This is a genomic window from Gemmobacter lutimaris, from assembly GCF_003570715.1.
Taxonomy (GTDB): Bacteria; Pseudomonadota; Alphaproteobacteria; order Rhodobacterales; family Rhodobacteraceae; genus Gemmobacter; species Gemmobacter lutimaris.
The window spans coordinates 1-13578 of the sequence record NZ_QXXQ01000029.1; the positions used below are offsets into that span (position 1 = coordinate 1).

At 69.1% G+C, this 13578-nt stretch carries 16 protein-coding genes and 1 pseudogene; all 17 read right to left on the reverse strand.

Features of this window, described 5'->3' with window-relative positions:
• Positions 1-247 (reverse strand): annotated as a pseudogene (locus tag D2N39_RS21895) (hypothetical protein); the annotation flags it as partial.
• 12 nt (positions 248-259) lie between these two features.
• A complete protein-coding gene (gene gpJ, locus D2N39_RS21900; protein ID WP_119136847.1) occupies positions 260-3580 on the reverse strand; it encodes a TipJ family phage tail tip protein in 3321 nt (1106 codons plus the stop codon).
• Complete coding sequence (locus D2N39_RS21905) at positions 3577-3996, reverse strand: C40 family peptidase (protein WP_119136848.1); 420 nt, start codon at positions 3994-3996, stop codon at positions 3577-3579. Before D2N39_RS21905 ends, gpJ begins: the two co-directional genes overlap by 4 nt.
• Positions 3993-4520 carry a hypothetical protein gene (locus D2N39_RS21910; protein ID WP_119136849.1) on the reverse strand — a complete coding sequence of 176 codons (528 nt, stop codon included), beginning with the start codon at positions 4518-4520 and terminating at the stop codon, positions 3993-3995. Before D2N39_RS21910 ends, D2N39_RS21905 begins: the two co-directional genes overlap by 4 nt.
• Positions 4517-4942: a hypothetical protein gene (locus D2N39_RS21915; RefSeq protein ID WP_119136850.1), complete on the reverse strand. Its 426-nt coding sequence runs from the start codon at positions 4940-4942 to the stop codon at positions 4517-4519. Before D2N39_RS21915 ends, D2N39_RS21910 begins: the two co-directional genes overlap by 4 nt.
• Positions 4942-8517: a phage tail tip lysozyme gene (locus tag D2N39_RS21920; RefSeq protein WP_119136851.1), complete on the reverse strand. Its 3576-nt coding sequence runs from the start codon at positions 8515-8517 to the stop codon at positions 4942-4944. The genes D2N39_RS21915 and D2N39_RS21920 overlap by 1 nt, the downstream gene beginning before the upstream one ends.
• Positions 8518-8520: 3 nt before the next feature.
• Positions 8521-8859 carry a DUF1799 domain-containing protein gene (locus D2N39_RS21925; protein WP_325048526.1) on the reverse strand — a complete coding sequence of 113 codons (339 nt, stop codon included), beginning with the start codon at positions 8857-8859 and terminating at the stop codon, positions 8521-8523.
• Positions 8856-9185 (reverse strand): hypothetical protein, encoded by a 330-nt coding sequence (locus D2N39_RS21930; RefSeq protein WP_119136852.1) that lies wholly within the window; start codon positions 9183-9185, stop codon positions 8856-8858. Before D2N39_RS21930 ends, D2N39_RS21925 begins: the two co-directional genes overlap by 4 nt.
• A gap of 12 nt (positions 9186-9197) precedes the next feature.
• Positions 9198-10136, reverse strand: coding sequence for a phage tail tube protein (locus tag D2N39_RS21935; RefSeq protein ID WP_119136853.1), 939 nt, complete (start codon positions 10134-10136; stop codon positions 9198-9200).
• A complete protein-coding gene (locus tag D2N39_RS23025) occupies positions 10137-10277 on the reverse strand; it encodes a hypothetical protein (RefSeq protein WP_158589908.1) in 141 nt (46 codons plus the stop codon).
• Positions 10274-10708 (reverse strand): phage tail terminator protein, encoded by a 435-nt coding sequence (locus D2N39_RS21940; RefSeq protein ID WP_108131041.1) that lies wholly within the window; start codon positions 10706-10708, stop codon positions 10274-10276. The genes D2N39_RS23025 and D2N39_RS21940 overlap by 4 nt, the downstream gene beginning before the upstream one ends.
• Complete coding sequence (locus D2N39_RS21945) at positions 10708-11136, reverse strand: gp436 family protein (protein WP_108131040.1); 429 nt, start codon at positions 11134-11136, stop codon at positions 10708-10710. The genes D2N39_RS21940 and D2N39_RS21945 overlap by 1 nt, the downstream gene beginning before the upstream one ends.
• A gap of 60 nt (positions 11137-11196) precedes the next feature.
• The gene (locus D2N39_RS21950; RefSeq protein WP_119136854.1) at positions 11197-11625 is read right to left on the reverse strand and encodes a hypothetical protein; all 429 of its coding nucleotides are present in this window, start codon (positions 11623-11625) and stop codon (positions 11197-11199) included.
• A 1-nt stretch (position 11626) separates the two neighbouring features.
• On the reverse strand, positions 11627-12601 hold the full coding sequence (locus D2N39_RS21955) for a capsid protein (RefSeq protein WP_119136855.1): 975 nt from the start codon (positions 12599-12601) through the stop codon (positions 11627-11629).
• A 12-nt stretch (positions 12602-12613) separates the two neighbouring features.
• Positions 12614-12994, reverse strand: coding sequence for a capsid cement protein (locus tag D2N39_RS21960; protein WP_119136856.1), 381 nt, complete (start codon positions 12992-12994; stop codon positions 12614-12616).
• A complete protein-coding gene (locus D2N39_RS21965; RefSeq protein WP_119136857.1) occupies positions 12991-13224 on the reverse strand; it encodes a hypothetical protein in 234 nt (77 codons plus the stop codon). The genes D2N39_RS21960 and D2N39_RS21965 overlap by 4 nt, the downstream gene beginning before the upstream one ends.
• 5 nt (positions 13225-13229) lie before the next feature.
• Entirely contained in the window at positions 13230-13424 is a 195-nt protein-coding gene (locus D2N39_RS21970; protein ID WP_119136858.1) for a hypothetical protein, read from the reverse strand.
• Positions 13425-13578: the final 154 nt, after the last annotated feature.

Sequence of the window (13578 nt, forward strand, 5' to 3'; positions counted from 1 at the left end):
CCCCGACCTTGCGATAGACACCGCGTCGCGCCTCGATGCTGTCACCCCAGACGGCCGAGAGAACCCCTTCGGCCCAGTCCAGATCGGCATAGAGTTCGTCGCGGGTCTCATAGTTCGGCCCGGCGGTCTCGGCGGCCAGCTGCATCTTGGCCATGGATGCAGGGACGCGGACGGTCGAGCCGTCGCGGTTGCCGAGGAACTCGTCGATGAAATTGGCCTGTTCGAGATTGACAGTGTTCACGCCCATAATGGTCGGTCCTCAGGTGACAGTGATGATGAAGGGGCCGCTGACGGGGCCGGGAACGCCATCGGCGTTCTGCGGCTCCAGCCAGAGGTAATGGGTGCCGCGCGCGAGGCAGGCGCTGGTCTCGGCGTAGAGCACGACATCGTCGAGCGCGCCGTCGAAGGTGCTGGCCGCCTGGAACAGCAGCCGCTCGTTGCCGGTCACGGCCTGAATGCGGTCCAGATGGGTGCCGTTGGCCGAGATGCTGGCACCGGCCACATTGGTCCCGACCGTGAAGTAAGGCGTCAGGATGCCCGCCGTGCGGCCCTGCACCCGGCAGGACAGCCGATACCAGCGGCCCGCGCGCAGATCGACCGCCTGCCAGAGCGCATCGGCCGCCCCGGCGGCATGGCTGGCGAGACCGGCGGCAATGGTCCAGCCCCCGGCAAGGGTCCAGTCGGCCGGGCTGTCCATGCCGCCGCCCGCGACCAGATTGGTCCGGGTGGTGTCGCCCACCGCGAAGGTGAAGCTTGCCAGCGGCGCCACCGCCTGCGGCGCCCCCACCGCATCGGTGGCGCGGTCCAGCGTGGCGGTGTCGCTGCGATAGACCTGCACCGCCGCCGTCGCGGGATCGGCGCCGGTGGCCAGCTGGATCAGCGCCCCGCCCGGCAGCGTGGTGACGCTGACCGCCTCGTCATCGAGCGCCGCCGGAATATCCGCATCGCCTGCGCCGATGGTCAGGCTGACAATCGCGGTGCTGGCGCTTTCGACGCCGGAGATGCTGACGGCGCGGGCCTGCATCTCGATGGCATCGCCCGCCGCATAGACCTCCAGCGCGCCGCCACCATTGGCCGCCGGGATCGTCACCGTGGTCCAGCCGCCCGCGCCGCTCAGGCGGTGGTCGATTGCGTAGCCCGCCGTCGTGATCGCACTGCTGCCCGGCGCGATCAGGTAATCCACCCGGTTGGCATCAGTGGAGCCGGAGGCGCCGCTGGCGATGCGGGTGAACCGGGGCACGGCCGGGGCCAGCAGGCTCTCGTCCAGTTCCGCGCCCACCCGGCTCGACCAGGCGGGGATCGTGTCGGCGGCCAGCAGCGTGTCGATGATGGGTGCCGCCTCGACCATCCGCAGGATCGAGGTAAAGCCGGTGCCCGCCTCGACGCCGGTGACGATCAGATGCAGCGCCTCGGTCGTGGCCCGGCCGAACATCACCAGATCGCCGACCCCGGGCAGATCGCCGCCGCCCTCCAGCGTCAGGATCTGCGTCTCGCCCGGCACCGTGCTGACAGTGCGGACGACCGAGGCACCGACCGTATCCTCGTCCCCCTCAAAGACCCGGAAGCGCAGACCGTAGTCCAGACCGGCTTCCATGGTGACCAGCTCGTCCAGTTCGATCCTCTGGCCGGTCACCCGGCGCACCCGCGCCGCCCGCTGCACCTGATCGATGACATCCGAGGACAGCATGACATGATCGCCGCGCGTGGCGACCCGGACGGGGCCGTCCTGTGTCACCTCGAAGGTGTCGGGCCGGGAGATCGCCTCATATTGCCGCCGCCGCGCCTCGCGCCAGACCTCGGCCGCATCGGTCTTGCCGGGCAGGTCCAGAAGTTCGGTCAGCTCGATCTCGCCGGTATGGCCCGGCCAGCGCACCAGCCGCTCGGCCTCCCGGAAGTCATTCCCGGCATCGGCGAACTTCACCCGGAAGGCATGCGGCGGGTCCACATAATTGCGCCGCGTCCTGAAGCCCCGGCTGTTGCGCGGGGTGATATGGTCCACGATCAGCGCCGATGGCCAGTCCACCGTGACGCCCCAGCGCAGCCCGTCATGCCGGGGCGTGGCCCGCCCGGCCGCCGCCACCTCGGCCAGCACATCGCGCAGGGTGGTGCCGGTGGCATCGAGCGGCCGGGAATAGGTCAGCCCGTTCACCCGGCAGAAATCGTGCCAGTCCTGAAGCTGTTGCAGATCGAGGCCCGCATCCGCCACCGGCCGGGGATTGGCCGGGCTTTGCAGGACATGACGATAGAGCGCGACCGGGTTGGTGGTGACCCGTTCCACCCAGGCCTCCGCGACATGATCCCAGTCGAGGCAGGGCCGCTCCACCAGTGCCGAGAAATTGTCGAGCGTGCCGTTCAGCTGGTGGGTCGCCTTGATCCTGACAGCCACCAGCGCCAGAGGCTTGTCAAAGTTCAACGGATATTCGGGCCGGATGGTCTGAAGCGCCGCCCAGGAACAGCGCTGCTGGATCTTGTTGTCGGTGGTCTCGTCGGTCAGCATGGTGACCTCGACCTGCCAGCGGCCCCGGCTCGGCAGATCCCAGGTATGCTGGCGGTAGAAGGTCTCCAGCTTCTTGGCGCTGATCTCCAGCGTGACCACATCTTCCCAGACTTCGGCCGTCACAAGGCGCTGGCGGATGCGGATGCGGACCGAATGGGCCTTGGCATCGCCCTTCTTGCTATGGGCGACAAGCCCGCCCGGAAAGGCGAGGATCACGCTCGCGGCCGAGGCATCGGCGCCGGTGGTGCGGATCACCGGCGCCTCTTCCGCCGGTTCGCCCTCGATCACCTCGCCCAGATCATCGCGCGGCAGCGGGCGCAGCAGTTCCGCGCCCACATTCTCCTCGACGATCTGACGGGGATAGAGGCTGCAGGGCGCATCCCCCGGCAGGCCCGTCCTGACCTCGGTCTCCACCTCGTCGAACTCTTCCAGCGCGGTCTCGCCGATGCGGAACTCCGACAGCGCCAGCGGCCCGTAGCCGAAGCAGAACAGGCTGCGGATATATTGCCAGTCGCCGACGATCTCGGTCCAGGACATCGCGGCGAAGGGCGGCGCATAGCGATGCCGCCCCAGCACCACCGGCACCGCGCCATCCGGCACCACCTGGTTGCGCCAGCCGCCGATGGCATACCGGTTCTCGCGTTCCAGCGGCTTCGGCGGCGGGATCAGCGCATTGACCAGCAACTGCCCGACCACGGTCAGACCGGCCGTCACGAGGCTGACCCCAAGCTGGCTGGTGATGCCCAGCATGCCCGCCAGCGGCCCGCCGAAGGCCACAGCGGCAACGCTGACCACGATGGACAGGATCGAGCGCAGCGCATCATCCCCCGGCACCAGCCGGATGACGACATGCACCCCGTCGCGCGGCCGCACGACATGCCAGAAGCGCGGGTCGATGACCGCACTGCCCTTCGGGCTGACCAGCATGACGCGCAGCGCCCCGCGTTCCTCTGGCGCCAGACCGGGCAGCGCCAGTGCGACGATCGCCTCGAGGGTCAGGCCGGGCGGCACCTGAAGATCGGCCCGGCCAAAACCGGGATCGATGGCGCGGGCGGCGGTGACGGGGATCCGCGCGGCCGTCATCGCCGGGCCTCCGAGACCAGATCAACATGCCTGTAATGGCCGGTAAAACGGTGTTTCCAGCGCCCGTTATCATAGGCTTCCAGCACGGCTGCGCGGCGGTCAGCCATATGGATCATCACCCCGTGCCGCACCACGATGCCGACATGGCTGCGCAACCGCCCGCGCCGGAACACCGCGATATCGAAGGCGATGCCCGGGCCTTCGACCGGCAGCCAGAGCGGCGAGGTCTCGGCCCCGTCCATCAGCGCCGCGACCTCGCCCTGTTCCGCCGCCGAGCTGTAGCCGAGGTAATCCGGCAGGCTGATCGCCAGCTCCTCGCGGTAGATCACGCAGGCCAGCCCCCAGCAGTCGCAGCCCGCGCGATCCCGGCCGAGATCGCCATGAGGAATGCCGATGAAGCGATCAGACCAAGTCATAGGTGCAGCTCCGGGAAACGGCCGCGCGACATCCGCCCGGCCGGAAACGGCTCGTTCTCGATCTCGTCGCGGGAGAAACTCAGTTTGATCTCCCCGGCATCGATATCGGCCGAGAGGATCTGCATATCGGTGAACTCGGCCTCGACCAGATCCGGCGAGGCGGCCAGAACCACCGCCATGGCGATGGTGGCGCGCGAGGTGAAGGAGCGCACGAGGCGCACCATCTCCCGGTCCAGCGCCTCCAGCACAATCTGACCGGCGGCGGGCGTATCCTCCAGATCGGAAGGCACCAGCGCCGAGGCGATGACCCAGAGATAGGGCTCCGAGACCGGATCGGCCCCGGCCCAGCCGGAGCGGGTGCCGTAGATCACATCCGGTTCCGAGGCGAGGCGTTCGGTATTGTCGGTCGAAAGCCGGATCGGCGCGGGCAGATCGGGGTGATCGATCCGAAACAACACCACCTGAAGCTCGGTGCTGTCCTCGGCCTCCTGTGCCAGCCGGGCATTGAGCGAGAGCCTCCTCATGGCAGCACCACCACATTGAAGCGCTTGCGGAACTCGACCTGCCCGACGATGGATTCGACCGGCACCTGATCGCCGAAGCGGCAGAGCCAGCGCGCCGACAGCAGAAGGCGATTGCCCGCGCCATCGAGCAGCGTCTCGCCGCTCGCGGACAGCATCTCCCAGCCATCGGTCGTCGGATCGGGCATCCAGAACAGCCGGACACCGCCCGCGCAGTCCCGCTCGTAGAAGCGGTCGAAGATTGCCTTCTGGTTCCGGCTCAGGATCAGCGACAGCGTGACCAGCCGGGCCGCGCTGCTGAAGCGCCGCGCCCAGCCCGGCGGGCCAGCCTCGGCAAGCCGTTTCTGACGGCTGTCCTGAAGCTGGGTCTGCCAGCTGTCGCGCTCGGGGCGCGGAAGTTCGGCGGGCCATTCGGGATGCGCCATCACCGGACCCTCGGGGTCGGGCGGGCGCCGAATTCCGACTGCATGGCCCGGCGCAGCGGGTTGCCGCGCTGGCTCAGCGCCCCGGCGACCGAGCGGCCGATGGTCATGGTGACCTGCGGGCGCCCCTGATCATCCACGCCCTCTTCGGTCTCGATCTTCTGGCCGGAATGGTCATTGATCACGAAGGAGACCTGCGGCGCCACCACGGTCGGCGCCACGGCCTGCGCGCCCCCACCGCCCGCAGGCGGTGCGGAGGTCAGGATCTGCTGCGTCTGGCTGGCGTTGAAGATCCGCGCGGCCCCGGTCGCCTCCAGCTCCGGCCCGTTCTCGCCGACGATCCGCCAGCCGCCCCCATGATCGCCGCCCGCCGCAAAGCCGGGAATGCCGAGACCCTGACCGATCAGGCCGAGGATGCCGCCAAAGAGGCCGCCGCCTGCGCCCTGACCGCCGCCGGTGAAGGCCTGCGCCAGCATGGTCCCGAACGTGTCAAACCCGCCGCCCAGCGTGCCAAGCTGCGCCTGTGCCGAGAGCGTGGTGCCTTCGAACTTCGCCATCGCGGCCTCGGCCGCCGCGAGGCGCTTGTCCCAGTGCATCGCGCTGGTCGGGTTGTTGGCATCATAGCCCTGCGGCCGCTCGAAGCCGGTGAAGGCATGGGTGGCCTCGTAAAGGCTGTCCGAGGCCATCAGCCGTCTGAACGCCCCGCGTTCCGAGGTCAGCAATTCCTGCCAGGCGAACTCGAGCTGCGCCTGCACATTGCCCAGATTGCCTTGCCCGCCGATGAAGTCGAAGAGCCTGCCCTTGCGGTCATTGTGCTGAAAGAGGCCAAAGGCCTGACCGGCATCCCCCACCGCCAGCGGATTGAACCCGCTTTCCGCCGCGACATTGCCCATGATGCCCGCGATCTGGTGCGGCGCGAGGCCCTTGGCCGCGAAGAAGGCCCAGACCTGTTGCTGGACATTGGCGCTGCCGCCAAGGCCTGCGGCACCCGCCGTGTCATAGCCGCCCACCGCCCCGGCGGTACTGGCCGAGAGCAGGTTGGCCACGCCCGGCCCGCCGATCATCACCGTGGCGGCGGTCACTGACATGGACTGCACCGGCGCCGTGGCCTGCGCCACCAGTGCCCGTTCATCGGGTGCCGTCTGGCCGGTCAGCCGCCCGAAGATGCCCGACCAGCCGCCGACATCGCCCCAGGTGCCGAGATCGGTGCCGAGGATCGCGTTCTTCAGCGGATTGCGCAGCGCGAGGTCGAAGAACATCCCCTCGATCTCGCCCAGCATCTCCGACAGCGCGCCCTTCGGATCGCCGCCGCGCAGCCTGTCCAGCACGCTGTCGATGGCATCCTCGCCCGCCGACTGAACCCGCTTCCAGGCATCGGCCTGCGTCTCGATGCTCCGGGCCAGCTCGGCCCGCGCCAGAGCGTTGCGGCGGATCGCCTCCGCTTCCTCGCCCACAAAGCCCTGCTGCCGGATCTCGCGTTCCGCCTGCACCAGCGCCAGCACCCGTGCCCGCACGGCCTCGGTCTGACCGGCCAGCGCCAGTTCCAGATGCAGTTGCTGCACCGCCTCCTGCTGACCGCGCAGGACGTCCAGCTGTTCCTGACGCAGCCCCGCCAGCGCCCGGGTGCGCACCTGTTCGGCCGAGGCCGCCGCCACCGTGGCATCGGCGCCCGCCGCGATCTGGCGCGCATAGTCCTTCTCGGCCTCGATCTGCGCCCGCATCTGCGGATTGCGCTCGGCCGCGAGCCGGGCGTCATAGCCGTCCATCAGCCCGGTGGTGGCAATATCGTTCAGCGCGCGCTGGCGGTCGCGTTCGGCCTCGGCCGCCGCCCGGGCCAGCGCGCGCATCCGGTGCGCCTCGGCCTCGAGAAGGCCCATCTTGCGCTTGCGGATCTCGACCTCGGCCTCGGCCAGCGCATTGGTCCGCAGCCGTTCGGCATTGCTGGCCCCGATCAGCCCGGTCTCGCGGGTGATCGCCGCCAGCCGGTCCTGCTGATCCGCCATCCACTCCCGGCGGGCCTCGAGCGCCGCCTGTTCCTGCGCCGCCAGTTGCAGCGAGAGGCTGATCCGGGCGCGCAGCCAGTCGGCGCTGCCCTTCTCGACGCCGATGCCCTTCAGGCGCAGATCGAGGTTCTCGCGCGCCTGCGCCGCCTTCAGCCGCTCCACCTCGATACTGTCCGACCCGAACCGCGCGGTCACCGCCAGCAGGTCGGCCTCCTGTCGGTAGCCGGTGACCATCTGGTCCACCTGCCGCTTCTTCGCCTCGGCCCGCGCGGTCTCGATCGCCTGAATGCCAAGCAGGGTATCGGCCTGCTGCTTCAGCTGGTCGATCAGCGCCTGCTCATCCTTGGATATGCCGTCCTTCAGCCGGGCGAGGTGATCCACCGCCTGCAGCAGGGTCTGCATTGCGGCAATCTGGGCATCGATCCCTTCCGCCTTCTCAAATCCGCGCACGGCGTCGTCAAAGGCGCCAAGCGATGCCGCATAGGGCCGGGCATTGCCCCAGCCCGAGCCGCCCAGATCAAAGAACTCCGCGATCCGGCCCTCATTGCCGCCGCGACGGTTGTTCTCCTTCATCAGGCCCAGCATGTCCCGCACGGCACTGCTGGTCGCCTTCAGCTTCTGATCGACGCTGAGACGGTCCAGACCCGAGAGGATGGCATAGAGTTCCTGCGCCGCCGTGGCGCCGACCCCGAATTGCCGCGACAGATCTTCAGCGCTGGAACCCGCGAGATCGGCCGACCGCTTGTAACGGTCAAATGCCGTCGTCAGCTCGGCCATCCGCTCTTCGAGGGATTTGCTGGAGACCGCGAGAGCACTGAAGCCCTGAATGCCGACCGCCGCCAGTGTGGTGAAGCCGATGATGGCAAGGTTCAGCGGGCTGGCGATTGCCGTCAGGCCCTGCAACAGCCCCCGTGCCGCCTTCTCGCCGCCGCCCATCTGCTGCGCGATGCCCGCGAGCTGCGAGCCCTGCTGCAGGCCGATCATCAGCGGGTTCATCCCCATCGCCGCCGTCACGCCGATGTCGAAGCCCTGCGCCCCGATATTCGCGGTATAGGCACTCGATGGCGCACCGCCGCGCGGACCGGGCTGTTGCACCGGGGCCAGCATGCCCTGCGCGGCTGCCGCCCGCGCAGCCCCCGCCTCGCGCGCCGAGATCGCTCCCAGCCGTTCCGCCTCGGCAATATCGCGCAGCGCCATCTCATACTGCCGCGAGGCCGCGAAGAGCGGATTGTAGCGCGCCCGGATCTCGTCGAGCATCAGCCCGTGCCGCAGTCCCGAGGCCGTGCTGTCCTCCGTGGCCCGCGACAGCCCCGACCAGGCGGCAATCGCCCGCTGCATCGCGGTTTCCTGCGCGGCAAGCGCGGTGGTCATGCCGACCAGCCCGGTCTGGGCATGGCGCGCCCCGGCGGCAAGGCCATCCAGTACCGGCGCGGTGGCGCCGCCTGCCGAGGCCAGATCCCGCGCCCCGACCGCCACGCCCCGCGTCGCCTGCGTCAGATCCGCCATCTCGCGCCGGGCCTGATCGGCCACCACGCGGATCAGCATGTCGAGATTGATCTTGCCATCGGCGGTCATGTTTTACCTGCTGTTCAATGCGTCTTTTGCGGCGGCCTCGACGGTCTGGAACCCGGCCCAGAGTTCGGGGGTGATCACGATCCCGGCGCTGTCCCAGGCGGCGCGGCAGGCGGCGTAATCGAGACCGAGCCAGAGGGGCGGCCCGCCGAAGACCGGCGAGACCCGCCACTGGTTGCTGACCGCGAAGAAGGCCTCGAGCGCGGGAAGGTTCTCGGCCCAGAGCCCGAAGCTCCGGTCAGCCTCCTCAAGGGCCAGGCCGAAGAAGGCCGCATCGGCTTCGGCCGCGCGGCGGTCCGCGCCGGAGAAACCGCCCCCGGCCCAGACCCGCCCCGCCTCGCTCAGTTTCCCCGCTTCGCGCCCAGCATCGCCGCGTTGTAGGTCTCCAGCAGCGCCACCCGCACGAAGGGCAGATCGATCATCCGGTCGCGGGTCGCATCATTGAAGGCGATCTCCTCGCCCGCATCATCGACCACGCCCTCCCAGCCGGTCAGGATCTCGCGCAGATAGGTCGCGGTCCCCTCGGCCGTCATCGTGTCATGGGCCGTGACCTCGCTGACCGGCAGCGCCCGGAACCGCGCGGTGAAGGTCTGGGTGTCATGCCCGCCATCGACAGGCACCGAGAGTTTGACGGTGTGCGAGAACTCGGGCTTTTGCAGCAGCTTGAACAAGGGAAGGCTCCTTCAGGTGAATGCGAGGGTCAGCTGGTCATTGCCGCTGTCCGGCAGCGGCACGCCGCGCAGCGGCCATTCGACGATGCGGTTCTGCTGTTCGAGCCCGGAGGGGCGCTGCAGCTGCAGGCGCGGCACCGTCAGGGTGCAGATCTTCCCGGCGCCGGTGCCATGCACGAGGCTCAGCGGCACCAGACCGCCCGCCGCCGCCAGCGCATAGGGGTTCAGCGTGGCCAGCGGCACCGCCTCGACGGTGAAGTCGATCATCTCGGAGATCTTCTCGATGATCACGCTTTCCGAGCCGATCAGGAACCGGGTCGAGACGCTATTGCCAAGGTTCAGCGCCAGCGAGCGCAGCACCAGCGCGGTCGCATCCACCGTGAACGTGGGCGTATTGGCCGAGGTCGCGACCTGCGGGAACTGGCTGAGCTGGGTGCCGAGCGTGACCGTGGGCAGCGCCTGCGACGACGGCTGCACGAAGAGCCCGGTCAGCTCCGCCTCCAGATAGACGATGCCCTGGGCATCGACCCGCAGCGTGCCGGTGCCGCGCGCGCCGAGGATCTTGTAAAGCGTGCCCGCGATATTGAGGCAGATCGTGGCCGAGGAATGGTTCTTCGACACCCGGCTGTAGGTCACCGAAGCCCCGGCGGCGATCACCTCGGCAAAGCCAAGCGCCTTCAGGACCGGCCCGAAGGCCGGGGCGCTGCCCGCCGTGCCCGACCCCTTCAGCTCGACCTTGAAGGAAAGCTTCGCATGCAAGCCACTCGGGATCGTGCCCGAGGCGCCCATCCACGGCATCTCCAGCGCCCGGTCCACATCCTGCCCCTCCATCGGCATGAGCCGCACATCGGTGGCAAGGAGCGCATTCGCCGCGCCGGTGGGCGTGGCATCGACCCCGTAGCTGGTCTCGGTCTTGAGGAGGAGGGTTTTCTCGTCCCAGTAAAGCGGCATTTATTCCTCCTTTACGGCGGGTTTTGCGGGCTTTGCCGCAGGCGGTTTTTGGGGAGCGGCCTCGTCGAGCGGGGTCAGGCTGCCATCGGCATTGCGGATGTAGCTGCCGCCCTCGGCGGGCAGCGGATGGGGCGCGGTCATCGCGATATCCTCAGCTGGTTGGAAAGGGCGAGGTCGATCTGGTAGAGGATCAGCCCCGCATTCATGCTCATCAGGCTGCCCCGGACGAGCCGCAGAACCCCGGTGGCGGGACCGGCCGGGCACCAGCCGCACAGCGCGCCCAGCACCGCATCGATCAGCGCCTTCAGCGGATCGCCGCCGCGCTGGCCCGCCGCGTCATGCACCCGCAGCGCCAGCATCACCGTCAGGATCTCGTCGGTATCCTGCACATAGGCCCCGGCGGCGGCCGCGACATGGCCGCCCTGAATGCCCGCAGGCAGCACGAAGGCGGCAGGCGTCTTCGCGGGCAGCTTGCCCGCCTCGATCAGCCTGCCAAAATCGACCGCCCCCGCGACCCGGCCGGTCAGGGCCGGGACCGTATCCGACAGCCGAGCGGAGATCGCCCCGATCATCAGATGTAGCCCCGCAGGTTCTCTGCGGTCAGCGGGCGGTCGCGGTCGGTGAGCCGCGCGCCGGTGCCGCCGGTTTCCACCGGGGCAAGCGTGGTGGCATGCAGCACGACAGACCCGGCGGCCATGCCCTCGAGCGTCTTCATCGCCTCCTTGTAATCGGCTTCGATCTTCTCGTCGGGCTTGTAGACATGCAGTTTCCAGATCGCGATGGCCTCGGCGATCTCGCGGATCTCCGGCGGCGTCCCGGCCAGCGGCACCACGAAGCGGGTGCCGAGGCGGCCGTTGATCGTGGCATCGGCATTGGCCAGCGCCCGCGCCACCACCCCGGTATCGATCGCCCCGGCCGGGGGCGTCGCGCGGTCGGTGATGCCGAGCAGCATGTCGGCGCCATAGCGTTCGGTCAGGTTCTCGAGCGTGGCATAGGTCATCGGATACAGGGCTTTCCGGCAGGGGATCGGCCCCGGCGGCGCGCAGGCCGCCGGATCGTCTTAGAGGGTTTCGAGATCGTCCCAGCTGGCCCCGGCCAGCGCGCCAGTGCCCTTCAGCCCGGTGAACTCGGTCAGGGTCAGCGGGATCGGATCGCCGGGGGCGAAGCGGTAGCCGTCATGCTCGATGGCGCTGGCCACCGTGGCGATCCGGCGCTCGGACAGGAATTCGGGCGCCGGGCCCTTGGGCAGGATCGGGGCGGGATTGGGGCCGATGGAGGCGATGGCCTGCATCCGCGCCGCCCGCTCAGCCTCTTTCGCGGGGCTGGCGGAATATTCGACGGCACCAGCTCCGACATCCCCTGCATCGCCGTTGCCGTCGGGCTGCGCGCCGGTCATCTGGCTTGCGGCCCCTGTGCGCTCCCCGGCCCGGTCGGGCGTGCCGCCGCTGAGGCTGTCATTGGAGCCCTGGGTGTTCTTGCGCGGCGCCATGTCACTGCACCGCGTTCTGGACGAAGTAGCCGACGTCCTTTGCGATCACGAGTTCCTTGACCCGCTCGCCCGTCCGCACCCGGTAGCCACCCTGCAGCCCGACATCCGGGTCTTCGATCCGGCCCGAGATCCGGCTGCCATATTCGGCGGTGGCGCCGAAGGTGATGCCGCCGCGCTCGACCGAAGCGCCGGGGTTGAGGTGCAGCATGGCCAGATGCTTGCCCCAGCACCGGCTGAGTGACGGCGCCTGACCGGGCTTGGCGGTATTCACCCAGGCATCGCCGATCAGCAGCCGTTGCAGCCCCTCGCCCGAGAAGAGCTCGATGAACTGCTCGCGGCTCACGAGGCCCGAGGTCTGGGTGCCGCCCTTGATCGCGTTGACGATGATCGGATGCGAGGACAGCTTCGACCAGACCGGCCGCCCCATCACCCAGGTATTCGGGCGATAGACCAGCGTCGATTCCTGCCCGGTCTTCAGCGCGGTGATCGGGTCCGAATTGGCGTAATCCGACCATTGCGAGCTGCCCGACAGCGTGACCCGCTTGTCGGCGGCATAGGTGTTGAGGTTGTGGACCAGCCCCGCCACCCGCACCTCGCGGATGTTCTGCAGCACATCGGTCAGCATCTCGACCGCATGGCTTTCCGGGTCGATGGCCGACAGGCCCCGGGCGCGGGCATTGGCGGCAGCCTCGACATCGGAATGCACGATGGGCGCGTCGAAGCCGTAATCCTCGACGGCGGATTCCTTCTCCTCGCCGGTGAACTCCAGCTGCTGCACGCGACCCTTGCGGCCGACCCGGCCGTCAGGAATGGCGAAGGCATCGGCCAGCGGATATTCGGTCCATTTGAAGATCTCGCCGCCGACCGTCTGACGCGGCAGAACCTCGTCGGCGATATAGGTGATCGACGGGTTGCGATAGCCGACCGAGATGGCGGTCAGGACGGGATCGACGGTAAACGGGCGTTTCGGGGCCATGGGTTACTCCTCTCAGGCGCGGTCGAGCAGGCTCGGCGCGAGCCAGATGTCGATGATGTCGCCGGCAACCCCCGGCTGGATGGCGAAGCCGACCACCCGGCGGGTGGTGGCAGCGGCGGCGCTGGCCGCGATGGCCTTGCCCGCGGCATCCGCCATCAGCGGCGCCCCGGCGGTGACGGTGCCGCCCAGATCGACCGCTGCCATGCCCGCCAGGACGACATCACACATGCCGCCTGCCTCGGCGCCCATCGCCTCGGATACTCCGAGGGCGGGGGCGGTCGCCGTGGCGGCCTGCGCGATCTTCGACGAGGCGGCGACATCGGAGAAGGCCACGATGCGGCGGCCCGCGATGGCGGCCGAGGCCTCGAAGGCCCGGATGAAGGTCGGGATCATTGCTTGCCCTCCGAAACGGCGGTGACGGCGGCGGTCCAGCCGAGGTCGATCCCGGCGGCCTTCTGCTTCGCCTGATAGGCCCGCGCCCGGGCGACCAGATCGCCGCTGTCGGCGGCCTGCAGCGCGATCTCGCCCGAGGGCAGTTCGGCGGTGACCGCGGGCATGGCGCCGATCAGCTCCTCGGTGCCCTTGGCATCGGCCATATGCATGGCGATGTAGCGCTCGCGCATCGGCTTCACGCCGACCCGGCCCTCGCTGATCGCCCATCCACGAAGGCGGTGGCGCGGTCGCGGGCGGTGGTGTCCTGCAGCGCCTTCAGCCGGGTCGAGACATCGGCCAGTTCGGATTGCAGGGCGGTGATCTCGGCCGGTTGCGCGGTGGTCCGCGCCTGCGCGGCGGCGAGGATCGCCTCGGGCGTGGCTTCGGTCACGCCAAGCGCCAGCCCGATCTGGCCCAGGTGAACCGCCCCGGGTTTGCCGGAGGCTGATTTTGGTTAGTTACGCGGCGATGTCTTCAGTTTCCAGAGCGGCGTAGAAGTTTGCCTCTGCTTCTGCCGGAGGGACGTTCCCGATCGGCTCGAGCAG